At 68.4% G+C, this 24,986-nt stretch carries 16 protein-coding genes; 7 read left to right on the top strand and 9 right to left on the bottom strand.

The window, feature by feature from the left end; translation table 11 throughout:
• Window positions 1-150: 150 nt before the first annotated feature.
• The 5 genes from NS1_RS05985 to NS1_RS05965 form a co-directional block, all read right to left on the bottom strand.
• Window positions 151-2,142, bottom strand: a complete 1,992-nt coding sequence (locus tag NS1_RS05985; protein WP_062982458.1) for a helix-turn-helix domain-containing protein — start codon at window positions 2,140-2,142, stop codon at window positions 151-153.
• A 135-nt stretch (window positions 2,143-2,277) separates the two neighbouring features.
• On the bottom strand, window positions 2,278-3,114 hold the full coding sequence (locus tag NS1_RS05980; RefSeq protein WP_062982457.1) for an SDR family oxidoreductase: 837 nt from the start codon (window positions 3,112-3,114) through the stop codon (window positions 2,278-2,280).
• Window positions 3,115-3,317: 203 nt separating this feature from the next.
• The gene (locus tag NS1_RS05975) at window positions 3,318-4,052 is read right to left on the bottom strand and encodes a CPBP family intramembrane glutamic endopeptidase (RefSeq protein ID WP_062982456.1); all 735 of its coding nucleotides are present in this window, start codon (window positions 4,050-4,052) and stop codon (window positions 3,318-3,320) included.
• A 127-nt stretch (window positions 4,053-4,179) separates the two neighbouring features.
• On the bottom strand, window positions 4,180-5,121 hold the full coding sequence (locus NS1_RS05970) for an RluA family pseudouridine synthase (RefSeq protein ID WP_062982453.1): 942 nt from the start codon (window positions 5,119-5,121) through the stop codon (window positions 4,180-4,182).
• A 44-nt stretch (window positions 5,122-5,165) separates the two neighbouring features.
• A complete protein-coding gene (locus NS1_RS05965; protein WP_056818459.1) occupies window positions 5,166-5,741 on the bottom strand; it encodes a putative glycolipid-binding domain-containing protein in 576 nt (191 codons plus the stop codon).
• 408 nt (window positions 5,742-6,149) lie between these two features.
• On the opposite strand from NS1_RS05965, the gene NS1_RS05955 reads away from it, so the two are divergent.
• Both NS1_RS05955 and NS1_RS05950 read left to right on the top strand, forming a co-directional pair.
• Complete coding sequence (locus NS1_RS05955) at window positions 6,150-7,982, top strand: ABC transporter ATP-binding protein (RefSeq protein WP_062982449.1); 1,833 nt, start codon at window positions 6,150-6,152, stop codon at window positions 7,980-7,982.
• Entirely contained in the window at window positions 7,979-9,715 is a 1,737-nt protein-coding gene (locus tag NS1_RS05950; protein WP_062982447.1) for an ABC transporter ATP-binding protein, read from the top strand. The genes NS1_RS05955 and NS1_RS05950 overlap by 4 nt, the downstream gene beginning before the upstream one ends.
• Window positions 9,716-9,828: 113 nt before the next feature.
• Here NS1_RS05950 and NS1_RS05945 read toward each other — a convergent pair whose 3' ends face one another.
• From NS1_RS05945 to NS1_RS05935, 3 genes are all read right to left on the bottom strand, one after another.
• On the bottom strand, window positions 9,829-11,040 hold the full coding sequence (locus NS1_RS05945; RefSeq protein ID WP_062982445.1) for a pyridoxal phosphate-dependent aminotransferase: 1,212 nt from the start codon (window positions 11,038-11,040) through the stop codon (window positions 9,829-9,831).
• A gap of 74 nt (window positions 11,041-11,114) precedes the next feature.
• A complete protein-coding gene (locus NS1_RS05940) occupies window positions 11,115-11,534 on the bottom strand; it encodes a TIGR03667 family PPOX class F420-dependent oxidoreductase (RefSeq protein WP_255284440.1) in 420 nt (139 codons plus the stop codon).
• Between the two features lie 81 nt (window positions 11,535-11,615).
• Window positions 11,616-12,323, bottom strand: a complete 708-nt coding sequence (locus tag NS1_RS05935; protein WP_062982444.1) for a siderophore-interacting protein — start codon at window positions 12,321-12,323, stop codon at window positions 11,616-11,618.
• A gap of 104 nt (window positions 12,324-12,427) precedes the next feature.
• Here NS1_RS05935 and NS1_RS05930 point away from each other — a divergent pair, with 104 nt between their 5' ends.
• Window positions 12,428-13,699 carry a SidA/IucD/PvdA family monooxygenase gene (locus NS1_RS05930; RefSeq protein ID WP_062982442.1) on the top strand — a complete coding sequence of 424 codons (1,272 nt, stop codon included), beginning with the start codon at window positions 12,428-12,430 and terminating at the stop codon, window positions 13,697-13,699.
• A 61-nt stretch (window positions 13,700-13,760) separates the two neighbouring features.
• On the opposite strand, the gene NS1_RS05925 is transcribed toward NS1_RS05930, so the two are convergent.
• On the bottom strand, window positions 13,761-14,423 hold the full coding sequence (locus NS1_RS05925) for a GNAT family N-acetyltransferase (protein WP_062982440.1): 663 nt from the start codon (window positions 14,421-14,423) through the stop codon (window positions 13,761-13,763).
• A gap of 254 nt (window positions 14,424-14,677) precedes the next feature.
• Between NS1_RS05925 and NS1_RS05920 the strand changes: the two genes are divergently transcribed.
• From NS1_RS05920 to NS1_RS05905, 4 genes are read left to right on the top strand one after another with little or no spacing between them, the layout of a single operon-like run.
• Window positions 14,678-15,430: a thioesterase II family protein gene (locus NS1_RS05920; protein ID WP_062982438.1), complete on the top strand. Its 753-nt coding sequence runs from the start codon at window positions 14,678-14,680 to the stop codon at window positions 15,428-15,430.
• Window positions 15,427-16,740 carry a beta-ketoacyl [acyl carrier protein] synthase domain-containing protein gene (locus tag NS1_RS05915; protein WP_062982436.1) on the top strand — a complete coding sequence of 438 codons (1,314 nt, stop codon included), beginning with the start codon at window positions 15,427-15,429 and terminating at the stop codon, window positions 16,738-16,740. The genes NS1_RS05920 and NS1_RS05915 overlap by 4 nt, the downstream gene beginning before the upstream one ends.
• On the top strand, window positions 16,733-19,897 hold the full coding sequence (nbtC, locus tag NS1_RS05910; protein ID WP_062982434.1) for a nocobactin polyketide synthase NbtC: 3,165 nt from the start codon (window positions 16,733-16,735) through the stop codon (window positions 19,895-19,897). Before NS1_RS05915 ends, nbtC begins: the two co-directional genes overlap by 8 nt.
• Before the next feature lie 13 nt (window positions 19,898-19,910).
• Window positions 19,911-24,980, top strand: a complete 5,070-nt coding sequence (locus NS1_RS05905) for a non-ribosomal peptide synthetase (protein WP_062982427.1) — start codon at window positions 19,911-19,913, stop codon at window positions 24,978-24,980.
• Window positions 24,981-24,986: the final 6 nt, after the last annotated feature.

Raw genomic sequence — 24,986 nt, 5'->3', positions numbered from 1 at the left:
TCCCTCCTCGATCCATCGAGATCGTTTCTTCGAAGGCCCGTTTCCCCACTCGGGAAGCGGGCCTTCGTCGTTGGACGACCCGGTTGTCGTCGCATCGCAAAAGGCCCGCTCCCGATGTTCCGGGGGCGGGCCTTCGCTGTGTCTCGTGGGTCAGCCGGTGAAGGCGTAGGGCTGGCGGATCTTGTGCGCGAATTCCACGATGTTGGTGACGGTGCTGCTCGGGACGCCGACTTCGCTGCCGATGCTGCGGGCCGACCAGGACTGGTCGGTGAGCTCGAGGATCTCCTCGATCTGGTCGAGGGTCAGGCGCAGGGGGCTGCGGTGGGCGATGCGGCGGGCAAGGGCGCGGACCTCGGTGTCTTCGTCGAAGTCGACATCGTCCGGGGCGGGGAGGTCTTCTTCGTCGTCGAGGTCCACGTCGACCTGCTCGACCGGCTCGGCTGTGTCGGCCATGTCGGCCGGGACGGTGTCGGCGTCGACCAAGACCGGCTCGGAAGTCACAACGGGATCGGGTTCTGTGGGCTCGGTCTGCTCGGAGACTTGCGCGGGTGCCGAAGGTTCACGCCGCGAGGGTTCTGGTTGCAGGATCAGTTGCTCGGCAGGTTCGGCGGTGAGGGTCAGCTGCTCCGGCTCCGCGACGGGAGGCTGTGGATCGTTGTGCACCACTACCGGATCGGTGGGTGCCGAGGTGTCGCCATCAGGGTCACGGGCGACGGTGCCGGCGTGCATCGTCGCCTCGGGAACCGGATCGGTACCGGTGGCGTCGCCCGCGGTGGCATGGGCGACGGTGGTGACCGGTATTCGGCGCAAGGTGGGGGCGGCGCCGTTGGTCCGGGTCGAGTGCTCGGCGCCGTTGCGGCGGTGGTCGGCCGCGGCCTTGTGGATCAGCTCGAGGGTGCCGGGGGCGTTCGGCTTATCGGCGGAGGGGCGACGCAGGCTGTGCGGGTAGGTGCGCTCGGCGGCCGATGCCACGATGGTTTCGGCTTCGGCGACGAGAGGTTCAGCGGTCGGTGCCGGAGTATCGCGGACCACTGGCTCCGGGACGACCGGCGGGACCGGCGATTCGACCGCCTCGTTATCCACGGTGTTCGTCTGCTCGGACGACGCGATGGTCTCGCGAACCGTTTCGGCTGCGCGGGAATCCTTCTCGGGCATCGCGCAGGACTGGGTGTCGTGCACCTCGGCGGCAGCCGGAGCGGTCGAGCCGACAGCGGCGCGGTCGGACAGCGGCGATCGGAGCTCGGGCGCAACGCCGTTCATCACGGTGTGCGTGAGCGCTTGCCTGTCATCACCCAGCGAGGTCGCCTTTTGCGGAAACACGGTCGCGGCGATCCGTTCGACATGGGCATACCCGGCGTCCCCGGGCAATTCGACGGAGGCGCTCTCGATCAACATCGCGTACCGAGCCGAGACCCACGCGTGCAACCAGATCACCACACCCACCATCACCGGCGCGATGGCGAATTCGGCTGCGCGACCGAAGGATCCGGCGGCCAGGTGGGGACCCGCGTTCAAGGCGATGGTGGTGCCGAGTAGGGCTAGTTCGAACACGATCACCTTGCCGCGTTCCAGCTCGCGTCCCCAGCGGGCAGCGGTGGTCGCGGTGACCATGATGACGATGATCGGGATCGAGATCATGGCCTCGATGCCATAGCTGAGCCAGTACAACGGGTCGCTCATGTCGCCGCTCGGCACGAGATTGCGTTGCACATTGACCCCGGCCCAGACCATGCCGAGAACGACGACGGCGATCAACGCACGCGATGACCATTCCGACCGCCGGTACAGCTGGGCCAGGCGCGCGTCGGCGCTCGACACTCTTCGTCGTGCGGCCAGCGCCTTGCGATGCCAGCGCGCGTCGGCCTCGTCGGTGCGGCGGATGAGGGCACTGGTGCGGCGGTCGCGTTGTTCGGTGGCGAGTTCGTCCCCAACGGCACGTCGACGTTGTTTGCGTCGTTGTGTGCGAATCCATTCGGCCAATTCGCGTTCGGCGCGGATCTCGTCGTCGGAGAGCGCGTCGTATAGAGCGGTGTCGTGTTGCAGGGGGAGCTTGTCGCGAGCCGTCGCGACCTGCTGGGCGAGCGCTGTGATCTCGGTGTTCGGCGCGATGGCGGCATTCTCGCTCAACCGATCGTCGGACATGTCGCGCCTTCCGCCACTCGAACATATGGACTATCGAACATATGTGTGATTGCCAGAGAGCGTAAACGCCGACCGTGCCCCGGTCAACGACAACGAGTCGATTCCGTCGAATCCCCGGTAGCGACACGCCGGGTTTCAGGAATCGGTATCGCCGCGGAGCAGCCTTTTCTCGTAGGCGGAGCGGTTCGACGATCCGGCCACCGCCACAACCTGATTCGGCACGGTCCGCCGCAAGACGATGTCGCGCAACCACTGTGGCAGCACGCCGACGAGGCCGACCACCGGTCCGAGATGCGCGGGCAATGTCACCTCGAATCGCGGCCGCTCGACGGCATCGAGAACGGCTGCGGCCACATCGCTCGGCTGGAGTAATTGTGCTGCGCCCGTAGCGGTTCCGGCCGCCAACTCGGTATCGACCACGCCCGGCATGATCGCCGTCAGATGCACGCCGCTGCCGCGCAATTCCTCACGAACCGCGGTCAGATAGCCGAGGACCCCGTGTTTGGTCGCGGCGTACGTCGCTTCACCGGCGGGGGAGACCTTGGACGCGAGAGACGCGATGGTGACGATGTGCCCCCGCCCGCGTGTCCGCATCGCGGGGGCCGCCAATCGCACCCCGCGGATCACCCCGTGCAGATTCACCGCGAGCATCCGCGCCGTCGCACTGTCGGGTTCGGTATCGAACGGCCCGACCCACATCACCCCGGCATTGTTGACGAGCACATCGACCGGCCCGAGTATCGCCTCGGTGACGGCGAGGAAATCGTGAAACGACCGCTCGTCGGTCACATCGAGTTCGCACCCGTGCACCGTTCCCGGCAGCTCGGCCGCGGCCTCGCGCGCCGCGTTTCCCGACAGATCGCCGAGGCACACCCGAGCTCCCGCGACCGCGAACTGCCGCGCGATCTCCAGCCCGATCCCGGCGGCACCGCCGGTCACCGCGACGACCCTTCCGGTGTGCGTACGTGTCATGGCGAAAATGCCCTCTCGGTGGAAACCGCTACATCTGGCATGCTGTCATGCCAGAAATCGGTCGCCAGTATTCCACGCAGTCACGACGCGGCGATAGCCTCGGCGGCAAACCTCTGGACACTCGACCACCAGGCGTCCGCGGCGTTCGACTTTTACACAACAACTCCCGCTGAGAGCGTGGTGATCGACTTCCCGGCGTGAGTTCAGCGCAGGGCGGTGTGCCAGACGACGGCGGCGGCGAGCGCGCCCGCGCCGTTGAGTGACCAGTGCAGGGCGATGGGCGCGAGGAGGCTACCGCTACGGCGGCGCAGCCAGGTGAACACGACGCCCGCGGCGGCGGTGGCAGCCACGGCCAGCGCTATGCCGACCAGTTGGCCGAGCAGGCCGCCGCCGACGATGCTGGACAGTCCCTTGTTGCCGGAGGTGAGGCCGAACGAGGACGCGATATGCCAGAGTCCGAACATCAGCGAGCCAGCGGCGAAGAGCCCGCGGACGCCGAGGACCCGATCGAGCGTGCCGTGGAGTACGCCGCGGAACGCGAGCTCTTCGGGGATCACCGTCTGCAACGGGATGACGATCATCGACGCGATGAGGGCGCCGGAAATCGTCGCGTACCGGTCAGCGAGGAAGAACGGCCTGGTGAGCGGTAGGAGGGCGCCGATCGCGACCGCGGTCAGCACAATCCCGACCGCGCCGAGGGCGTACACCGTCCCGCGCTTCCAGTGCCGCGGTGACAGTCCGAGTTCAGCCCAGCCCAGCCCCCGCTTGCGCATCAGCGCCAACAGCGCGAATGCCGCGATGGGCACGGTGACGATATTGGCCCAGGCCGTCGTGAAGTGCGCGATCAGATTGGTACCGGCCAGCACGACGACAACTACGGCGATGTCGATGTAGGCATGCAGCTTCGGCCGGGAATCGGCGATGGCGGGTACGGGCACCCGACCGAGTGTACGGAAATATCACGAAAGGAAAACGGTCCGGTGAATGCGGGACAACGCGCCGACTCCGGCCTCGAGCGGCCCGGAGTTCGCCCATCAAGATCGTCGGGATACGCCGCGCTGTGAGCTATTCGACAGCCGAGCCGGACCATCCGGCCGGATCGGTCCACGCCCGCAGCGTGCGCTGGGTCTCGAACCGCCGTGGCACCCCGCTGACCGGATCCGAGAATTCGAGCGAAGCCGCCAGCAATTGCAACGGCCGTGTGTAGTCGTCGACCGATTTATCGGTGATCACCGGATAGAAATCATCGCCGAGAATCGGCACGCCGAGCCCGTTCATATGGATCCGCAGCTGATGGGTTCGCCCGGTGTGCGGGCGAAGACGGTAGCGTCCGAGCCCGTCGCGGTGCTCGACCAACTCCACCTCGGTCTCGGCATTGGGTTCGCCGTCCACTTCATACGCGGCGAGCACCTGCTTCTCCTTGATGATCCGGCTGCGCACGGTCCGCGGCAGTTCGAGCGCGGGATCGTAGGGGGCGATGGCCTCGTACTCCTTGCGCACGGTCTTGCGGTGGAACATCGTCTGATAGGCCCCGCGTCGCGCCGGATTCACCACGAACAGCAGCAGACCCGCGGTGACCCGGTCCAGTCGGTGCGCGGGGATCAGGTCGGGAAGCTCGAGGTCGTTGCGCAACCGCACCAGCGCGGTCTGCAGGATGTGCTGGCCACGTGGGATCGTCGCCAGGAAATGCGGCTTGTCGATCACGAGGATGTCGTCGTCGCGGTGCACGATGCCGATGTCGAACGGCACCGCGGTCTCGACGGGCAGATCGCGGTGGAACCACACGGCGCCGCCCGGCACGAACGGCGCGTCCGGTGCCAGCGGACCTTCCAGATCCACGATCTCACCCGCCACCAGCATCGCGTCGATCCTGGCCGGATCCACCCGCGGCAACCGCTCGACGAGGTGGTCGCGCACGGTCGCCCACTGCCCGTCCTCCGGGAGCCGGAGTCGGGCGGGATCGAGGCCGTGCCGTTTCGGCAGCGGCGGTTGCTGCCTACGTCGCATGAAGCAAGTGTGGTCTGTCCGGTGAACGCGCTCCGCCGTGGGGTTCAGGCGGTGCGCGTCGCGATTCCCGGATACTCCACGATCAGGCCCGACTCGTCGTAGTCCAGGGTGGCCTCGAAGTCGAAGTCGGGAGCGCTGTAGGCGTAGCGCTGACCGGCCCCGTCGGCGATGCGGCGATAGTGCTGCGGTAGCCGCGCCGCGGTGAGGTCGGCGGCCCGGAGATAGACCGCGGGCGCGTCGGCCGCGTCACCGACCACGAGCCCGAGGCGATGCACCGGTAAGGCGTTCGTGAACGCCGACGCCTCGAGATCGATATCGAGGCACCCGTCGAACTCGGGCACGAGCGTGCCGTCGACCTGCCAGCGCCCCAACCCGTCGGACTGCACATGCACCGACCGCCTGCCCTCGGGATAGCGCCCGACGATCTGTGCCGACCGGGTATTCCAGCCCCCGTCGAGCCGCAGCCGATAGTCGATCGCCCAGACGATCCCGTCCTCGACCGCCGTCGCACACCCCTCGACGAGAAGTCCGCGCGCATCGTCGCGGAAATATGTCACTTCGAATCCGGTGCGCGCGTCACGATGCAACCAGGCGGCCGAAGGTGGCAGGGGAGTGAACATGGCCAACGCATTCCCTGAATTCCGCCGCCCAATCGCTAGCCCGCCCGCTGATCGAGCACCATCAGTTTCGCTTCGACGAGGACTTGGCGCGCACGCCGTCGCACCCGACACAGGTCGACGCTGCATTCCAGATGTATCTGCATCGCTCGATGCGCCCGTTCGGGCGACAGTTTTCCTGGATCGGAATGGCAATCGGCAATGGCTGAAATGATTGACGCGACAAACATTTTCGTTCTCCCACCGCTACACGAGATAAAGAAGTAGGGAGGAAATTACGCGCGAAATTGCGCAATGCCGACGGGTTGACTGGCAGTTCACACAACCTTCCCCGATCGGCCACAACCAATCAACTTAGGCTAACCTACCTTCTGTGGAGTTGCCGCGGACAGGTCGAGAGGCGAGAACGATATGACGGTGCAGGTAGCGCCGCCACCGGGGGCGGAGTCGGGGAATCGGCTGCCCAAGGCGGCAGCGAAAGCGCAGAAGCAGCGGGAAGCGCTGGCGCGCAAGGAGATTCTGGCACCGGTATCGGGGATGCTGACGGTGGCGAGCCTGATCGTGGCGCTCGCCTCGGTGTGCTCGGTGGTCCCGTTCCTGCTGATCGTCGCGGCCTGCCGCGAACTGCTGAACTCCCCGGTCGACACCGACCGGGTGTGGTGGCTGTTCGGCGCTGCCGTGCTCGTGCTCGTCGTGCGGGCTTTCCTGCAGGTCGTCGCGCTCAGCTGGTCGCACGCGGTCGACGCCGGCTACCAGCTCACGCTGCGCAGGCTGCTCGCGGCAAAGCTCACCCGGGTGCCGCTCGGCTGGTTCGGTGAGCGCAGCTCCGGTGAGGTCAAGGGCTATCTGCGCGACGATGTCGACGCCCTGCACTTCCTGGTCGCACATGCCCGGCTCGATTTCATCGGCGCGCTGGTGGTCCCGCTGGTCACCCTCGGCTACCTGTTCACCGTCGACTGGCGACTCACGCTGGTGCTGATGATTCCGCTGATCGCCTACATGATCCTGTTCAGCAAGATCATGGACCGCGACGGCCGCGACCGCCTCGCGGTGTACACCCGGTGGGAGCGTCGCCTGTCCGCCGCCACGGTCGAGTTCGTCGACGGCATCCAGGTGGTGCGGGCGTTCGGTCAGGCGGGCAAAGCGCACAAGGAGTTCCAGGACGCGGTCGAAGGCCAGGTCCAGGCGGCGCATCGGATGAAGACGCCGATCATTCGCGTGCAGGCGGCCTCCGACATCGTCGTGATGCCCGTGTTCGTCATGCTGGTCGTGGTCCTCGGTGGCCTCGCCGGGGTCGGCCTCGGCTGGGTGGACCCGCTCGATCTGCTGCCGTTCCTGCTGGTCGGGCTGGGCATCGGCAGTTCGCTGCTCGGCCTCGGCTACGGCTCGCAGGCCCTGCGCGCCGGTGGCGCCGCGGCCCTGCGACTGCACGAACTGCTGCAGACCCCGGAACTGGAGATCGCCGAAACACCGGCGGGCGTTCAGACCGGCATCGTGGGATTCGACGGCGTCCAGTTCGCCTACCGCACCGGCCATGATGTGCTGCGCGGCATCGACCTCGAACTGACCCCCGGCACCATCACCGCCCTGGTCGGCCCGAGCGGTTCCGGCAAGTCGACCCTGGCCAAGCTGCTGCCCCGCTTCTACGACGTGGGCGCGGGCCGAATCACCATCGACGGCCGCGATATTCGCGAGTTCACCAGCGAAGAGCTCTACCGCACAGTCGGATTCGTCTTCCAGGATGTGCGCCTGATCCGCGCCAGCATCCGCGAGAACCTCCTGCTGGCCCGCCCCGACGCGGACGCCGAAGCCATCGAGCGCGCGACGAGGGCCGCCCAGATCCACGACCGGATCCTGGCGCTGCCGCGCGGCTACGACTCCGAGATCGGCGTCGACGCCACGCTCTCCGGTGGTGAGGCGCAGCGCCTGTCGATCGCCCGCGCACTGCTGGCCGACACCCCGGTGCTCGTCCTCGACGAGGCGACCGCGTTCGCCGACCCCGAGTCCGAGGCCGCGGTCCAGGACGCGCTGGCCGCCCTCGTCGCCGGGCGCACGGTGCTGGTCATCGCGCACCGTCTGCACACCATCACCGGTGTCGACCGGATTCTGGTGCTGGACAACGGAGCTCTCGTCGAACAGGGCACGCATGAGCAACTGCGGGCCGCCGGCGGACTGTATCAGCGGCTGTGGGAGATCAACGAAGCTGCCCTCGGCGCGCTCGCCCTGGTGGAGGAAACACGATGATTCGCAAGGTTTTCCGGCTCGTCCCCGACGAGTTCGCCCCCCTGATCTCGCGGCTGCTCGGAGTGATCGTCGTGCAGGCGCTGTGCCAGGCCATCGCGTATCTGCTACTGGTGCCTGTCTTGGAAGCGCTGTTCGACGACGACCTGAGCGGCGCGTGGCTGTGGGCGCTCGGCATGACCGCCGCCGTGGCCGGTGTGGTCGTCTTCGGTTACCTGCAGGCCGTGATCGGTCTGCGCATCGGCCTCGGCATGCAGCGCGGACTGCAGACCAGGCTCGGCGATCAGCTCAACGCGTTGCCGCTGGGCTGGTTCGAAGATCGCGACGCGGGCCCGCTCTCGCGGGTGATGGTCGAGCAAGTGCGTGAAATGCAGGGCCTGATCGCCTATCTGCTCACCAAGGTGCTCACCGGCGTCATCGTGCCGCTGGTCGTCGCGATCGGGATGCTGTTCATCGACTGGCGCGTCGGCGTGGCGATGTTGCTCGCCGCACCGGTGCTCTACCTGGTGAACAATCTCGCCAATCGCGCCTATACCGGCGCCGACGCCCGGCTGCACGCCGCGGCGGCCGAAGCCGACTCGCGGGTGGTGGAGTTCGCGCAGGCCCAGCCGGTACTGCGCGCATTCGGCGCGGTCGGCGCGGGCAACAAGAAGCTGGATTCGGCGCTGGTACAGCAGCGTTCGGCCGTGCTGAAGATGATGGTCGCGACCGTGCCGGGCCTGACCGTGTTCGCGCTGTTCGTGCAGGCCGTATTCCTGGTGCTCGCCTATATCGCGGTCGTCCAGGTGACCGATGGCGCGATCTCGGCCGCCGCGGCGATCGCGCTGATCGCGGTGAGCGCGCGCTTCATCGAACCGGTGAACCAGGCCGCCCAGCTGGGGACGGCCCTTCGCTCGGCCGCCGCGGCCGCCGATCGCATCACCGACCTGCTCGCCGAATCGCCGCTGCCCGCCGCCACCGAACCGGTCACCCCGGGTGCGCCCGCGGTGGCCTTCGACGAGGTGAGCTTCGGCTACCGCCCCGGCGAACCGGTGCTGTCGGACCTGACCTTCACCGTCCCCGCCGGCACCACCACCGCCATCGTCGGGCCGAGCGGTTCGGGCAAGACCACCCTGCTGCGTCTCGCCGCCCGTTTCTACGACGTCGAGTCCGGCGCGGTCTCGGTGGGTGAACACGATGTGCGCCAACAGCCTTCCGACACCCTGCTCGACCAGCTCTCGCTGGTCTTCCAGAACGTCTACCTGTTCAACCGCTCGGTCGCCGACAACATCCGCATCGGCAAGCCCGACGCCACCGACGACGACCTGCACCGCGCGGCGGTCGCCGCCAGGGTGGACGAGATCGTCGAACGGCTGCCGGACGGCTTCGACACGACCGTCGGCGAAGGTGGCACCTCGCTGTCCGGCGGTGAGCGTCAACGGGTCTCGATCGCCCGCGCCCTGCTCAAGGACGCCCCGATCGTGCTGCTCGACGAGGCCACCAGCGCGCTCGACCCGCACAGCGAGGCCGTCGTGGTCCGTGGCATCCACCAACTCACCAGGGACAAAACGGTTCTCGTCGTCGCGCACCGTCTCTCGACGATCGCCCACGCCGACCAGATCCTGTTCCTGGACAAGGGCCGCATCGCCGAACGCGGCACGCACGCCGAGCTTCTCGCCCTGAACGGCCGCTACGCCGCGTTCTGGAACGAGCGCGAGCGGGCAACCGGCTGGCGCCTGGAACCTGTCTCTGCCTGACGGCTTCTCGGCCCGCCCGCCTCTGGACTGAGTGGAGGGTGCGACGAAGGAGTACCCGGAGGGAGGGAAGAGGCGGGGAACAGGGCCGAGAAGTGCGGCGCCAGCCGCTAGTGTTACTGCTGGTAGGTGGAGAGGAATTCGCCGATTCGGCCGATGATCTGGTCGAGCTCGTCGGCGTGCGGCAGGGTGACGATGCGGAAGTGGTCGGGTGCGGGCCAGTTGAAGCCGGTGCCTTGGACGACGTGAATCTTGGTGGCCAGCAACAGATCGAGGACGAACTTCTCGTCGTTGTCGATCCGGTAGGTCGCGCGGTCGAGCTTGGGGAAGGCGTACAGCGCGCCCTTGGGCTTCACGCACGACACACCCGGAATCGCGTTGAGTGCCGACCACGCACGATCACGCTGTTCGAGTAGTCGCCCGCCGGGCAGGGTGAGTTCATGGATGCTCTGATGCCCGCCCAATGCGGCCTGAACAGCCTGCTGCGCGGGCACATTCGCACACAGCCGCAACCCGGACAGCATCGTCAGACCCTCGAGGTAACTTTCGGCATGACGCGTCGGCCCGGAGACGGTGAGCCAGCCGGACCGGAACCCGGCGAGCCGATAGGCCTTGGACAAGCCGTTGAACGTCAGACACAGCAGGTCGGGCGCGAGCGAGGCGGTGACGGTGTGGGCCACGTCGTCGTAGAGGATCTTGTCGTAGATCTCGTCGGAACAGACGATCAGATTGTGCTGGCGGGCGAGCTCGAGCATCTGCTCGAGCACCTCGGTCGGATACACCGCGCCGGTCGGGTTGTTCGGGTTGATGATCACGATGGCCCGCGTGCGGTCGGTGATCTTGGCCGCGATATCGGCGATGTCGGGGTACCAGTCGGCGCCCTCATCGCAGAGGTAGTGCACCGCTCTGCCGCCGTTGAGGTGCACCGCGGCAGTCCACAGCGGGAAATCCGGTGCGGGGACGAGGACTTCGTCGCCGTTCTCGATGAGCGCGGTCATCGCCATCATGATGAGTTCGGACGCGCCGTTGCCGAGGAAGACGTTCTCGATATCGAGGTCGTCCACGCCGCGGTCCTCGTAGTACTGCACCACCGCGCGCCGGGCGGGCAGCAACCCCTTCGAGGTCGCGTAGCCCGCCGACGCAGGCAGGTTGGCGATGATGTCGCGCAGCAGCTCCGACGGTGCGTCGAACCCGAACTGCATCGGGTTACCGGTATTGAGCTTGACCACCCGGTGTCCCTCGACCTCTAGTCGAGCGGCGTGCTCGGCTATCGGGCCGCGGATTTCATAGGAAACGTTCGCGAGCTTGCTCGACTGTTTGAACTGCATGTCGGCTCCCCACCGTGATACGGACGGAGATCGCCACAGTACTCGCCGGGATCCCGCGCACGCACCGCGGCAGTTCAGAAGCCGCGCAGGCGGTCCGGGGCGATGTGGATCGGCACCGAATAGGTCTCGAAGAATTCTGATCGTGTCATCTTGATGTCGACGAAACCCTTGGTGTATTTCCGTGCGTAGTGAGCGATCTCGTCCTCGGTGGGCGGTTCGTCCACTCGCGCCGTGCCGGTGAAGACAGCCACCTCGCCGCCGGACTCGGTGGCATTGAAATTCAGCGCGACCCGCGGATTGTGTGCGAGGTGGCGCAGCCTCTTCGCCGCGGGCATGGTGAAGATGAGGAACTCGTCGTTCTCCCAGTGGAACCACACCGGGTTCGGCTGCGGAGTGCTGTCCGCGCCGACGGTGGTCAACCAGATCACGTGTTCGTCAGCCAGCCGCTTGCCGACTTCTTCGCCGAAGGGGGTGGCGGCGTCGAGAATGGACACGGTGCTCTCCTCGCAGGCAGGGGACAACTTCCGGCCCACCCTTGCCGAAATCCCGCCGCGTCGCTACCCGCCTCGCGGGGCTTACTTCCAGTAGGCCTGCGCCTTGATCGAGGTCTTGGGCAGGGCGTGTTGGGTCTTGAGGGTCTTCACGATCGAGCGGGTGGTGTGCCCGTCGCAGGTGACCCATCCGTAAGTGCCCGGTACGCAGGTGATTTCCTGAGCGGCCTCGCGCAGCAGGCGGCCGTCGTCGATGCGCTGGACCCAGGTGAGGGTGTGGTGGGGCTTGTTGCTGACCGGGATGGTCTGGTCGGACTCGTACTGCCATTCCAGCCAGACGCGCGCCGGGGTGTCGCCGATGGCGTCGAGCAGCGAGTTGATGGCAGGCAGGGAGGCGGTGTCGCCGAAGATGACGTACTCGCTGGGTGTCTGCTCGGGCAGTTGGAAGTCGGAGCCGAGCACGGTGGCGTCGAGCGGGTCGCCCGGCTTCGCGCGGCGCGCCCAATCGGCTGCCGGGCCGTCGTGCAGGGCGAAGTCGATGCTCATCGTGTCCGCGTCAGGGTTCTGGTCGACCAGGGTGTAGCCGCGGTGGTGCAGCTTGTCGCTGGTCGCGTCGGGAATCCACAGGCGGATCCACTGGGTCGGGTGCGCCGGGTGGTCGGCCAGCAGGCCACCGGCGGTGAAGCCGATGCGGACGAACTTGTCGGTGATCTGTTCGTTGGACGTCACCGTCAGCCGGTAGTCGGCACCGCCCCAGGCCTTGGTTATCAGACCGTTCAATCCCTTACCCATGTCGTTAGGTTAGCCTAACGACACTTGTTTGTCCGCTTCGGTGGTTAAATAAGGTAAGCCTATGCAAATATGGGCTGGTGCGTGAGAGAGTGGAGAACGAACCGGTGGAAACCCTCCTGGTAGTCGGCGCGGGGCCGAAAGCCCTTGCGGTGGCGACTAAATCGCACGTTCTGCGCTCGCTCGGAATGCCCGCGCCGCGCGTTGTCGTGGTCGAGGCGCACGCCGTCGGCGGTAACTGGCTGCCCACCGGCGGCTGGACCGACGGGCAGCACCGGCTCGGCACCAGTCCCGAGAAGGACATCGGCTTCCCCTACCACTCCACCTGGGCGCGCGGCCGCAACCGCGATATCGACCATGCGATGTCCGCCTTCAGCTGGACCACGTTCCTGATCGAACACGGCACCTACGCCGAGTGGATCGACCGCGGCAGGCCCAGTCCGCAGCACTATATGTGGGCCAAGTACCTGCAGTGGGTCGCGAAGTCCATCGACCTCGAGCTGGTGCTCGGTCGCGTGGAGCGCATCAGTCACGGCGACGGCGAGCAGTGGCAGGTCGACGTGGTCGACGCAGACGGCGCGCGCAGCGAACTGACCGCCGACGGCCTGATGATCACCGGCCCCGGCCGCAGCAGCCGGGCCCTGCTCGACCATCCGCGCGTGCTCAGCATCGCCGAATTCTGGGACAGGGCGGGCAAACGCACGCTGCCCGCCGCCTCGCGCGCCGCGGTGATCGGTGGTGGCGAGACCGGCGGCTCGGCGCTGGACGAGCTGGTTCGGCACGAGATGCTCACCATCTCGGTGATCTCCCCGCTGGCCACCCTGTACACCCGTGGTGAGAGCTTCTTCGAGAACTCGCTGTTCAGCGATCCCGTGAAGTGGGCGGCGCTGAGCATTCAGGAACGCCGCGACGTGATCCGGCGCACCGACCGCGGGGTGTTCTCGGTGCGCGTGCAGGAAAGCCTGTTGGGCGACAACCGCGTTCATCACCTGCAGGGCCGGGTCACCAAGATCGCGCCGCAGGGGGAATCGCTGGCTTTGACACTCAGCAACGAGTTGCGGGCCGATCAGGTGCACAACTTCGATCTGGTGGTGGATGCCACCGGCGGCCAGCCGCTGTGGTTCCTCGAGATGTTCGACCAGCGCACCGCGGACCTGCTCGAACTCGCCGTCGGCGGAGCGTTGACGCAGTCGCGGATCGAATCGTCGATCGGCTACGACCTGGCCGTCACCGGGCTCGGCGGCAAGCTCTATCTCCCCAACATGGCCGCGATGGCGCAGGGGCCGGGCTTCCCGAACCTCAGTTGCCTCGGCGAACTTTCGGACCGGGTGCTGCAGACGGTGCCCGCTCGGGCGCGGGCCACCGCTATCTCTCGCTGAGCACAGACAAAAGGCCCCTTCTGGTCGAGAAGTCGACGAGAAGGGGCTTTTGTGTTCGCGCTCAGCGCGGCGCGATGACGTCTTCCGGAGTGCGAGGCACGTACTGCAACGCGATCCGCCGGTCGGGGCGGACGTCGATCTCGCCGATCTGCTGGAACCCGGCCTTGGCCAGGCTGCGGGCGATCGCCACGTTGCGATGGTCGGGGTCGGCCATGACGCGGCGGCAATCGGGATCGGCCGCGAAGACGGCGGTGGTCATGGTGGAGATCCAGGCGGACATGATGCCCTTGCCGATCACCGCGGTGTCGGCGGTGGCGATATGGAAGCCGATATCGCTGGGATCGCTGTCGTAGAAGCGGCCGATCTCGTCCTTGGCGGCACGGTAGAACTCCAGGTAGGCGATATCGCGTACACCGAGTTCGGGCTCGCCGAGCAGGGCGAAGTCCAGGCTGAGAATGCAAGGGCGGGAATAGGTTCCGGCCAGCTGCGCGCGGAAGTTGTCGCGGCGGCGCTCGGCGTCCCAGTCCTGTTCCCACGATTCGAGCAGGTGCGGACGGGCCATCCATTCGGCGAGCAATTCGGGATCGGTGCCGTCGGGATCGGCCAGGCGCAAGCTGAACGGCGCCGCGAAAACGGGCAGCGCGGGCGCGGGCGCGGCGGCCACCTCGGCGGGCGGATCGGTCTGCTCGCGGGGCAGCGCGGTGGGGGTCCCGGCGGGGTTCATCTACTCGGTGCTCCGTTCAATCGTAACCTTGGTCACCTCGATGGGTAAGGCTAGCCTATACTAATGACCGGGTGTTACTGTTGCCCGACCGATCGCCCGGTAATAGCGGGCCGTCCACGAGTCCGGTCGGATTCGGGTGCAACAGGATTCACCCCGGTTCCGGACGACCGCGCCGGGCGGGCCCGTGCGCGAGCACGGCGTTGGACAGTGCGAAACGGTAGCGCAGCGTTGTGCGGCCGGTAAGGGAGAGCGACATGGCAAGAGAACTCGGCTGGATCAGGCAATTTCAGGCCCCCAGGACCGACTCCCTCCCGCCGCTGATCGTCTTCCCGCACGCGGGCGCGGGCGCCTCGGCCTACCGGGTGTTCGCCAAGCGTATGGCCACCGACTTCGACACCGTGATCGTGCAGTACCCGGGCCGTCAGGACCGCGCGCGCGAAGCCGCCGCCGACACGCTGCCCGAGCTGGCCGCCGGTGCCTTCGACGCCTTCCGCGAGTCCGCCCACAACACCGGCGCGCCGTTGACCGTGTTCGGCCACAGCATGGGCTCCATCGTCGCGTTCGAGTTCGTCCGTTCGGCGGAAGCCGCGGGGTTGCCCGTGCGTTTGCTGGTGGTCTCCGCGGCCGCCGCACCGCACCGAATCGCTGAGCTCCCAGGCCATCCCACCGAGGACGACGAATTGCTCGACCACATGGGCGCGCTCAACGGCACCGGTGCCGACGTGATGGCCAGCCGTGAAGTGATGCGCATGGCGCTGCCGGTGTTGAAGGCCGACTACCGTGCCTTCGACGCCTACTCGTGCGGCCCCGAGGTGACTGTCGCGACCCCCCTGCTGGTTCTCGGTGGCGACGACGACCCGTTCGTCGGCCCGCGTGACCTCTACGGCTGGGACCAGAGCACCACCGCCGAGATCGAGGTCAACCTGTTCGCGGGCGGCCACTTCTATCTCGACGAGAACATCGACGGCATCGCCGAGGCGCTCGTCGGCAAGGCGCTCGCGCGATGAACTCCGATCCCATCGTCATCGTCGGCATGGGCGTCGAAGCCCCCGGCGGCGTCGACACCCTGCCCGATTTCTGGTCCGCACTGGCCGCCGGGCGTGAGCTGATCGGCCCCTTCCCGCGCGACCGTGACTGGCCCCTCGACGAACTGTTCGCCCTCGGCAGGCTCGAGGGCTGGGCGCCGGTCCGCGACGCGGGCGGATTCCTCGACAGCGCCACCGAGTTCGACGCGCAGTACTTCGGCATCACACCGCGCGAAGCGGTGGCGATGGATCCGCAGCAGCGGGTGGCCATGCGGGTGACCTGGCGCGCGCTCGAGCACGCGGGCATCAATCCCGGCGCGCTCGACGGTGATTCGGCCGGCGTGTGGATGGGTGTCTCGGCGGCCGAGTACGGGCCCCGGGTGGGCTCGGTGAACGAGTACAGCGGTTACCGCGCGACCGGCACCGCGCTCGGTGCGGTGGCCGGGCGGATCTCGCACGGGCTCGGGCTGGTCGGTCCCTCGATCAGCGTGGATACCGCGTGCGCGTCGTCGCTGACCGCCGTGCACCAGGCAGCCTCGGCGATCCGCGCCGGCGAGTGCGGCTGGGCGCTGGCGGGCGGAGTGTGCGTGATGGGTTCGCCCGGCGCGTTCTACGAGTTCTCCAAGAACAATGCCCTGGCCACCGACGGCCACTGCCGTTCCTACGCCGCCGACCCGACCGGCACCCTGTGGGCCGAAGGCGCGGGAGTCATCGTGCTGGAACGGCAATCGCGGGCGGAGGCACTGGGCCACCGGATCTACGGGCAGCTGCTCGGTTCGCGGGTCAACCACAACGGTGCGGGCGCCCCGATCGCGGTACCCAGCGCGAGCGCACAGCAGCGGCTGATCGAGGACACGGTCGCCGCGGCCGGAATCAGTGCCGACGACATCGGCCTGATCGAAGGCCACGGCACCGGCACCGCCGTGGGCGATCCACTCGAATTGACCGCGCTGGCAGCGACTTACGGCAATCCCGATCGCGCCGACGGCCCGCTGCTCGGTTCGGTGAAGTCCAACACCGGCCACGCCCAGGCGGCCTCGGGGATGCTCGGGCTGATCAAGGTGCTGCTGTGCGGTGCGCACGGCGCCATCGCGCCGAGCCTGTGGGCCGACGCCCCGACCACCGACATCGACTGGGACGCGACAAGTCTGCGGCTGGCGGCCGAACTCACCGACTGGGCGCCGCGCGCGGACGGCCTGCGCTACGCCGCGGTGTCCTCGTTCGGTGTCGCGGGAACCAATGCGCACGCCATCGTCGGCCTGCCGGTGCTGGAGGAGACCAACCATGGCTGAGTACCGCTTGCCGGACGGCAGCGTTCCCGTGCTGCTGTCCTCCGACAGTGTCGACGGCCTGCGCGCCGAGGCCGCCGCGCTGCGCGACTACCTCGCCGCGCACCCCGAGGTGACTCCGGAACGGTTGGCGGACATGCTGTTCCGCACCCGTACGGCCCGTCGCCGCCGGGCCCTGATCCTGGCCTCGCCGTCGCTCGCCGACCCGGGCACAGGCGCAGGCCGAGCCGCAGCGCCCTCGGCGGGGACGACCGACGAGCTGCGGTTCGCGCTCGACGCGATCGCGACCGGCTCCGAGCACGCGCTCGTCGTGCACGGCGACGTGCCGGCGAGTGCGCGTCGCGTCGGGTTCGTCTTCCCAGGTCAAGGCAGTCAGCGGCCCGGCATGGGCGCGACGTTCTACGAGCTGTCGGCCGACTACCGTGCGGTGGTCGACGAGTGCGCCGCCATCCACGCCGAACGCTTCGGGCACTCCCAGCCGCTGCACTATCTGCTCGGCCACGAGGGGCAGTACGAGGACACGGTGTGGGAAGTGCAGCCCGCGTTGATGTTCCACATGACGGGCCTGGCCGCGCTGTGGCGAGCGGCGGGTGTGGATCCGCACGCGACCGTCGGCCACAGCCAGGGCGAGCTCGCCGCGGGCGCGGTCTCCGGTGTGATGACGCTGCGTGATTCGGTGCTCGCGGTGACCCATCGCGCCCTGCTCGCGGACCGGCTTTCCCCGCGCGGCTATTCGATGGCGGTCTTCGGGATGGACCGCGAGAGTGTGGAAGCGCTGATGGCGCGGCACTCGGGGTGGGCCGAACTCGCCGTGGTCAACTCGCCGCACATCATCGCGATCTCCGGTGAACGCGGCGCCGTGGTCGATCTGGTGGCCGCGGCCACCGCGCGCGGCCAGTTCGCCAGGGAGATCCGGGTCGCCTTCCCGGCGCACACCTCCATCGTGGCCGAGGTGCGGGCCGATTTCGAAGGCTTCCTCGGTGACGAGATGAGCACACCGAACTTCACCGAGTCCGAGATCGCCTGCTACGGCGCGACCCTCGGCGAGAAGATCACCCCCGACCTCAAGCAGGAGGAGTACTGGTTCTGGAACCTGCGCAACCGGGTCCGGTTCGACCGGGCCGTGGTCAGCGCGGGCAGTGACGGCGTCGACCTGCTGATCGAGGTCGCCGAACACCCCGTGCTGCAACTGGCCATCCAGGAGAACCTCGGCCTCGTCCCGAACCGTCCCGGCCTGCCCGCGCGCGACTTCCGTGTCCTCGGTACCTCGCTGCGCACCGCGGACGGCCTGTCGGAGTTCACCCGCAATCTCGCCCAGGTCGCCGTGCTCGACATCGACTACCGCTGGGACGCGCTGCGAGTCGACGACGCCGTGACCCTGCCGCTACGCGACTTCCCGCACACCGTGACCAACCCCAAGCGTCTCTGGGCACCCCTCGGCACCAACGAAACTCCCGCCGAACTCGCCGTCACCACTCCGAAACCCCAACGGCTGGTGGAACAGTGGACGCCACTGCAACGGCGCTCCCTGACCGCGCCGCGTCGCCTGCTCATCGTCGACCACACGGGCGAATGCTCCGAGCTGGCCGCCGCGTTGGTCACCGCGGCGGACCGCCACGGCGCCGAGGCGCGCGTTGTCGCCGCGGGTGAACCCGGCGACGAACTGTCGACCGATACCGTGATCGTTCTGCTTCCGCCGAGCCCCGACGACGACAGCACCGGTGCGATCGATGCGCTGGTCGACTTCTATGCCGAACGTGCCTGGGCCCCAGCGGTATCCGCACTTCGCCCCGGCGGCGAGTGCTGGCTGCTCACCACCGGCGGCGAGACCGTGCACGACGGTGACCCGATTCCCGGACTGTTCCAGTCGGGCGTCAGCGCCGGATTCCGCAGTGTCGGAATCGAACACCCCGGCATCCACTTCCGCCATCTCGATCTTGCCGCGAGCGAATCCGCGCCCGCGCAAGCCGCCAAGATCGTCGGCGCGGTGCATTCGAGCGGTGAGGCCGAGTTGGCGCTGCGGGCGGGCAAGCTGTTCGTGAAGCGGCTGGTCGTCGATACGACCGACGAAACCGGCTCGCTGGGCACCGATCTCGATCACGCGGTGATCGTGGGCGGCACCGGTCAGCTGGGTCTGCGGTTCGCCGATCACCTGGCGCGCACGGGTGCCGGCCGGGTCACGCTGCTGAGCCGCAGTGGCGAAACCGACGCGCTGGCACCGGAACTGGCTCGGCTGCGCGCGGTCGGCGCCACCGAGATCGTGGTGCGGTCCTGCGATGTCAGCGACCTCGAGGCCGCGACCGCCTTCGGCGCCGAGATCGCCGATCGCCCCGTGGATCTGGTGATCCATGCCGCGGTGAACTACGTGGACGCCGAACTCGAGCAGATCACCGACGATGCCGTGCGCACCGCCGCCGCCGCGAAGCTGCGCGGCCTGGACAACCTGATCGACGCGGTCGCGCTGACCGTGGACTGCCGGGTCCTGCTGTGCTCGTCGATGGCGGCGACGCTGGGCGGACGCGGGCAGGTGCTGTACGCGGTGACCAACCGCATGCTCGACGTGGCGGCCCGCCGGCTCCGCGCCCGTGGCATCGCCGCCGCGAGCCTGCAGTGGGGTCTGTGGAGTGTGGCCGGTCCGCTCGACGATGCCGGGTTCGCCCGGGTCGAAGAGGCAGGCGTGTTCCCGATGGTGCCCGCCGACGCGATCGAGGCCGGACTGGCCGCGCCGGTTCGCGACGGCATGATCATCGCCGCCGACTGGGACTTCCTGCGCGAGGTGCTCGGGGCGTTCGGCCAGGCCAGCGTGCTCACCGGCCTCGAATCCGAGACGCGGGCACCGCAGGTGACCCAGGCACCCGCCGACGTGATTTCCGCACCCGCACCCGCACCGGCTCCCGTCGCTGGCGCGCCCATCGACAGCTTCCCGCTCGACCTGCGTATGCGCACCGAACTGCTCAAGGTGATCGGCGGTGACAGCGCCGAATCCATCGACGCCACCATGCCGTTGGTCGCACTCGGCCTCGATTCCTTGCAGGCCTTGGACTTCCGCAAGCGCGTGAAGGTGGAGCTGGATCGCGATCTGCCGGTCGCGGCGATTCTCGGCGGCGCATCGCTCGACGATGTCGTGCTGCTCATGGCACAGAACACCAACCAGGGCTGAGGGGCCGAAGAACATGTCTGACACCGAAGCCACCCTGTCCGTCGCGGAACGCCGCAAACTGCTGCTGCAGCAGAAGCTGCGCGAACGCGGCATGTCGGTCGTGCACGCCGAACCCGTGGCGGTACCGAGGATCCCGGCGGGGGAGCGGCGCCCGCTCACCCCCGGCCAGCGCCGCATGTGGTTCCTGCAGACCCGCGACGCCGACGACACCGCCCTCAATATCTGCGTCGCCTACCGCCTCACCGGCCCGCTCGACGCCGACCGCCTGCACGCCGCGTTCGACACGGTGGTGGCGCGCCACGACATCCTGCGCACGACCTACGGCGCGGATGTCGACGGCACTCCGTTCCAGGTGTTCGCCGAGGATGCCCGCGCCGATTGGTCGACCCACGACGTCACCGAGCTCGCGGAGTCGGGTCGCGACCTGCGGGTGGAGGTGCTGGCCCAGCGTGACTTCGCCCGCCCCTTCGCCCTCGGCACCGAGCTCCCGCTGCGTGCCACGCTGATCCGCACCGGGGTCGACGAGCATGTCGTGTTGTTCACCATCCACCACATCTGCTGGGACGACGACTCCTGGGCCGTCTTCTTCGCCGAACTCAACGCCGCCTACCGGCTCGGCGCACCCGCTGTCGACGCGTCGGCCGCCGGCTCCCAGCCCGAGACGGTGCAGTTCGCGGCGATCGCGCCCACTGTCGAGCCCGCCGAGGACGACGTCGCCTACTGGCGTGACGCCCTTCGCCCGCTGCCCGAACCGCTCGAGCTCCCCGGCGCCGCCTCGGCAGGCGCGGGCAGGCACGCCCGGCGCCGCACCCACCGGCTGCCCGCCGACCTCGTCACCCGCACCGAACAGTTCGCGCGCGAGCAGGCCGCGACCCCGTTCATGGTGCTGCTCGCCGGTTTCGACGCCCTCGTACACCGCTACACCGCCGCCGACGATTTCCTGGTCTCCATCCCGGTGACCGACCGTCCCATCGGCACCGAACAGCTCATCGGCTACTTCGGCAACACCCTGCTGCTGCGCGCGGGAATCGGTGGCCGCGACGATTTCGCCACCTTGGTCGCCGGCGTGCGCGACACCTGCACCGGATCGTTCGCGCGCCGTGGGGTCGGCATCGATCGTGTTGTCCGTGAAGCGAATCCGGACCGTGTCGCCGGACGCGACGGCATGGATCAGCTGGTCCGCCTCGGCTTCAGTGTGCGCAAGAGCGCCGATGGTTTCGCCATCGACGGCGTGCGATCCACCCAGCTCGAACTGGGCGCGGCGAGCGCGCAGGTGCCGCTGGCCTTCGCCGTGGTGCTCGAGGCCGACGGCAGCGCGGTGGTGGAAGCCGAGTACCAGACCGACGTGCTCGCCGATGCTCTCATCGACCAGCTGCTCGTCCATTTCGGTCGTCTCCTCGACAGCGCCCTGCGCGACCCGAAGCGCAGGCTCGCCGATCTCGACATGCTCGGCGACGCCGACCGCGCCGCGCTGCTCGACCGTTCGCACGGCGTGCTCGTCGACGAAGAGGCGACAACCCTTGTCGCCCTGCTGGAGTCGGCCGCGGCGGCCGATCCCGAGGCGCGGGCGCTGGTCTCCGATGATGTGGAGCTCACCTACGCCGCGCTGCACGCTCGCGCGAATCGGTTGGCGCACTGGCTGATCGAGCAGGGTATCGGCACCGAAGACATCGTCGGCCTTCGGCTCGGCACTTCGGTCGAGTTCATCGTCGCCGTGCTCGCGGTGCTGAAGGCCGGTGGCGCGTACCTGCCGATCGACCCGGCCTACCCGGAGGACCGCATCGAATACCTGGTCGAGGACGCGAATCCTCGATTACTGCTCGGGGCGGTCGAATTGGCCGCCGCCGAGGAGGCGGCGTCCGAGCTGCCCGCGACGGCGCCCACCGATGCCGCGCGACTGCGGCCACTGCGCCCGTCGAACCTCGCCTACGTCATCTACACCTCCGGCTCCACCGGCAAGCCCAAGGGTGTTCCGGTGCCGCACAACGCGATCGCCGAACACATCGTCTGCTTCACCGCGGACTGGAACATGACCCCCGCCGACCGGCTGATGCAGTCGTCGTCGGTGAGCTTCGACGCGTCGCTGGTCGATATCGCGATCACGCTGACCGTCGGTGCGCAGCTGATCGTGCCCAAGCCCAACGCTTTCCGCGACATCCGTTATGTCGCCGACTTGATCAGCCGCCGCCAGGTGACCGTGCTGCACATGGTGCCGTCGATGCTGAGCACCTTCCTGCTGCTGCCCGAGATCAGTGAATGGCAGTCGCTGCGCCAGATCCCCGTCGGTGGTGAGGCATTGCCCGGCGAGGTCGCCGACCGCTTCGCCAACACCCTCGACGCCGAACTGCGCAACCACTACGGCCCCACCGAAGCCGTGGTCTGCTCCACCCACATGCCGGTCTCCGGCCCGCAGGGTACCGGCGTGGTGCCGATCGGCGTCCCCAACCGCAACGTCTACACCTACGTCCTCGACGAGGCGCTCCAGTTGGTGCCCGACGGCGTCGTCGGTGAGCTCTACCTGGGTGGTGAGCAGCTCGCCCGCGGCTATCTCGACCGGCCCGCGCTGAGCGCCCAGCGTTTCGTCGCCGACCCGTTCACCCCGGGCGCTCGGCTGTATCGCTCCGGTGACCTGGTGCGCCGCAACACCTTCGGTGAGCTGGAGTTCGTCGGTCGCGCCGACGAGCAGGTGAAGGTGCGCGGTTTCCGCATCGAACTCGGCGAGGTGGAAGCCGCGATCGCCGCGCATCCCGCCGTGGCCCACTGTGTTGTCGTGGTGACCGAGGACCCGGCCATCGGCGCGATGCTGGCCGCCTATGTGGTGCCCGCCGAGGGCACCGTCGACCTCGAACAGGTCCACGCGTTCGCGGCGAGCGGACTGCCCGAATACATGGTGCCCAGCGCGTTCGCGGTGATCCCCGAGATCCCGCTCACCGTCAACGGCAAGCTCGACAAGCGCGCCCTGCCCGCGGCGACCCCCGCCGTGGTGCGCACCCACCGCGCCCCGGCCACGGCCACCGAGCGCAAGGTCTGCGCCCTGTTCGGCGCCCTGTTCAGCCTCGACGAGGTCAGCGCGGAGGACTCCTTCTTCGAGCTCGGCGGCCACTCGCTGCTCGCGGCCCGGCTGGTAGCCCAGGTCCGCGCCGAATTCGGCGTGGAACTCGACGTCCGCGTCGTCTTCGACAGCCCGACCCCCGCCGCCCTCGCCGCCAACTTGGTCGCCCGCTTCCTGGCCGAATTCGACATCGACCTCGACGCCGTCGACAACGATTTCGACGACGCCCCCGCCGCGACCGAGAGCGAGACCACCGACACCAGTCGCCCCGCGATCGGTGGGCGCGCGCGTGGCGAGCGTGTTCCGCTGTCGTACTCGCAGCTGGCGATGTGGTTCCAGTATCGGATGGAGGGTGCGGGCTCGGTCGGCAACCTGCCGCTGGCCATGCGGTTCGACGGCGCACTCGACATCGCGGCGCTGCGTGCCGCACTCGACGACGTGGTCGCTCGGCACGAGTCGCTGCGCACCACGTTCCCCGAACACGACGGCGTGCCCTACCAGGTGGTGCACCCCGCCGCTCCGGTCCCGCTGCCGGTGCGCGAGATCACGTCCGACCAGCTCACCGAGGCGCTCGCCGAGATCGGCGACTACCACTTCACCCTCGACGGTGAGCCGCTGATCCGCGCCGAACTGCTCGTCCTCGACGCCGACACCCACGTGCTCTCGCTGCTCGTGCACCACATCGTCGCCGACCATGCGTCCTTCGGCGTGCTGCTCGACGACCTCACCACCGCCTACCGCGCTCGATGCGAGCTGGGCGGCGCCCCGAACTGGGCGGCGCTGCCGGTCCAGTTCGCCGACTACGCGCTGTGGCAGCGTGAACTGTTCGACCAGGCCGCCCCGAGCGCGTTCGCCACCGACCAGATCGACTACTGGCGTGCCGCGCTCGCCGACGTCCCCGAGGAGATCGCGGTCGCTCACGATCGGCAGCGCCCGCCGGTGCTCGGCAAGCGCGGTGAAGTGGTGAACTTCTCGTTGCCCGCCACCGTGCGCTCCGGACTGGAATCGCTCGCGATCCGCAGCGGCGCCACCGAATTCATGGTGTGTCAGGCCGCGGTCGCCACTCTGCTGCACACCCTCGGCGGTGGCACCGACATCACCCTCGGCACTCCCGTCGCGGCGCGCACCGATCCGTCGACAACGGCCATGATCGGGTTGTTCGCCAACATGGTCGTGCTGCGCAACGACCTGTCGAACGCGCCGACCCTGCACGACACCGTGCTTCGGGCGCGCAATGTGGTGCTCGACGCCAATGCCCACCAGGAGCTCCCGATCGAGCGATTGGTCGAAGCGCTCAACCCGCGCCGCTCACGCTCACGGAACCCGCTGTTCCAGAGCATGATCCACTTCCGTGGCGCCGACTGGGCACCGACCACGTTGCCGTTCGCCTCCTCGGGCGAGACCACCGTCACCGTGCTGCCCGCCGACTTCGACGTCTCGTTCCTGGATCTGAACCTGAGCCTGAACGTGACCGCCGACGGCGGCATGGATGTGCGCGTCGTCGTCAACGCCGATCTGTACGACCCGGCCACGGCCGCGCTGATCGCCGACGCGCTCGCCGCCACGCTGCGCGCCTTCGCCGAGACACCTGACCTGCCGGTCGCCGACCTGCGGGTGCTGCCAGCCGCGGATCTCGAGCGCCTGCTCGCCCCGCCTGCCCCCACAGCGACGAGCGCCGTCGCCACCGGTGCCGCGACCGACTCCGATACCGAGCGCACCCTGATCGCCCTGATCGAGGAACTGCTGGAGATCGACGAGGTCGTCGGCGACGACAACTTCTTCGCCCTCGGTGGCGACAGTGTCATCTCCATCCAGTGGTCGGCCCGCGCCGACGCCCTCGGTCTGCCGCTGTCGCCGCAGATGGTCTTCGAGTGCGCCACGATCACCGAATTGGCCGCCGCTGTCGACGCCGCCGGTGGCGCGACTCGAGCCGATGAGCCCGAACAGGTTTCGCACGCGCCGATGAGCGCGTCGGGCCTGGAATCCGACGCCCTGTCCGCGCTGACGGCCGCCTGGTCCGCACAGGGATGAGCACGA

Origin of the sequence: Nocardia salmonicida NBRC 13393 (assembly GCF_001613085.1) — a bacterium.
Lineage (GTDB): Bacteria > Actinomycetota > Actinomycetes > Mycobacteriales > Mycobacteriaceae > Nocardia > Nocardia salmonicida.
This window is presented reverse-complemented; position numbering and strand designations above follow the sequence as displayed.

Bases quoted from the DNA above. Each gene is read 5' to 3' on its own strand.
- NS1_RS05925 (WP_062982440.1), bottom strand. From the start codon at position 14,423: ATGAACCCCGCCGGGACCCCCACCGCGCTGCCCCGCGAGCAGACCGAT.
- NS1_RS05905 (WP_062982427.1), top strand. From the start codon at position 19,911: ATGTCTGACACCGAAGCCACCCTGTCCGTCGCGGAACGCCGCAAACTG.
- NS1_RS05915 (WP_062982436.1), top strand. From the start codon at position 15,427: ATGAACTCCGATCCCATCGTCATCGTCGGCATGGGCGTCGAAGCCCCC.
- NS1_RS05970 (WP_062982453.1), bottom strand. From the start codon at position 5,121: ATGCGACGTAGGCAGCAACCGCCGCTGCCGAAACGGCACGGCCTCGAT.
- NS1_RS05955 (WP_062982449.1), top strand. From the start codon at position 6,150: ATGACGGTGCAGGTAGCGCCGCCACCGGGGGCGGAGTCGGGGAATCGG.
- NS1_RS05920 (WP_062982438.1), top strand. From the start codon at position 14,678: ATGGCAAGAGAACTCGGCTGGATCAGGCAATTTCAGGCCCCCAGGACC.
- NS1_RS05935 (WP_062982444.1), bottom strand. From the start codon at position 12,323: ATGGGTAAGGGATTGAACGGTCTGATAACCAAGGCCTGGGGCGGTGCC.
- NS1_RS05965 (WP_056818459.1), bottom strand. From the start codon at position 5,741: ATGTTCACTCCCCTGCCACCTTCGGCCGCCTGGTTGCATCGTGACGCG.
- NS1_RS05980 (WP_062982457.1), bottom strand. From the start codon at position 3,114: ATGACACGTACGCACACCGGAAGGGTCGTCGCGGTGACCGGCGGTGCC.
- NS1_RS05950 (WP_062982447.1), top strand. From the start codon at position 7,979: ATGATTCGCAAGGTTTTCCGGCTCGTCCCCGACGAGTTCGCCCCCCTG.
- NS1_RS05945 (WP_062982445.1), bottom strand. From the start codon at position 11,040: ATGCAGTTCAAACAGTCGAGCAAGCTCGCGAACGTTTCCTATGAAATC.
- NS1_RS05985 (WP_062982458.1), bottom strand. From the start codon at position 2,142: ATGTCCGACGATCGGTTGAGCGAGAATGCCGCCATCGCGCCGAACACC.
- nbtC (WP_062982434.1), top strand. From the start codon at position 16,733: ATGGCTGAGTACCGCTTGCCGGACGGCAGCGTTCCCGTGCTGCTGTCC.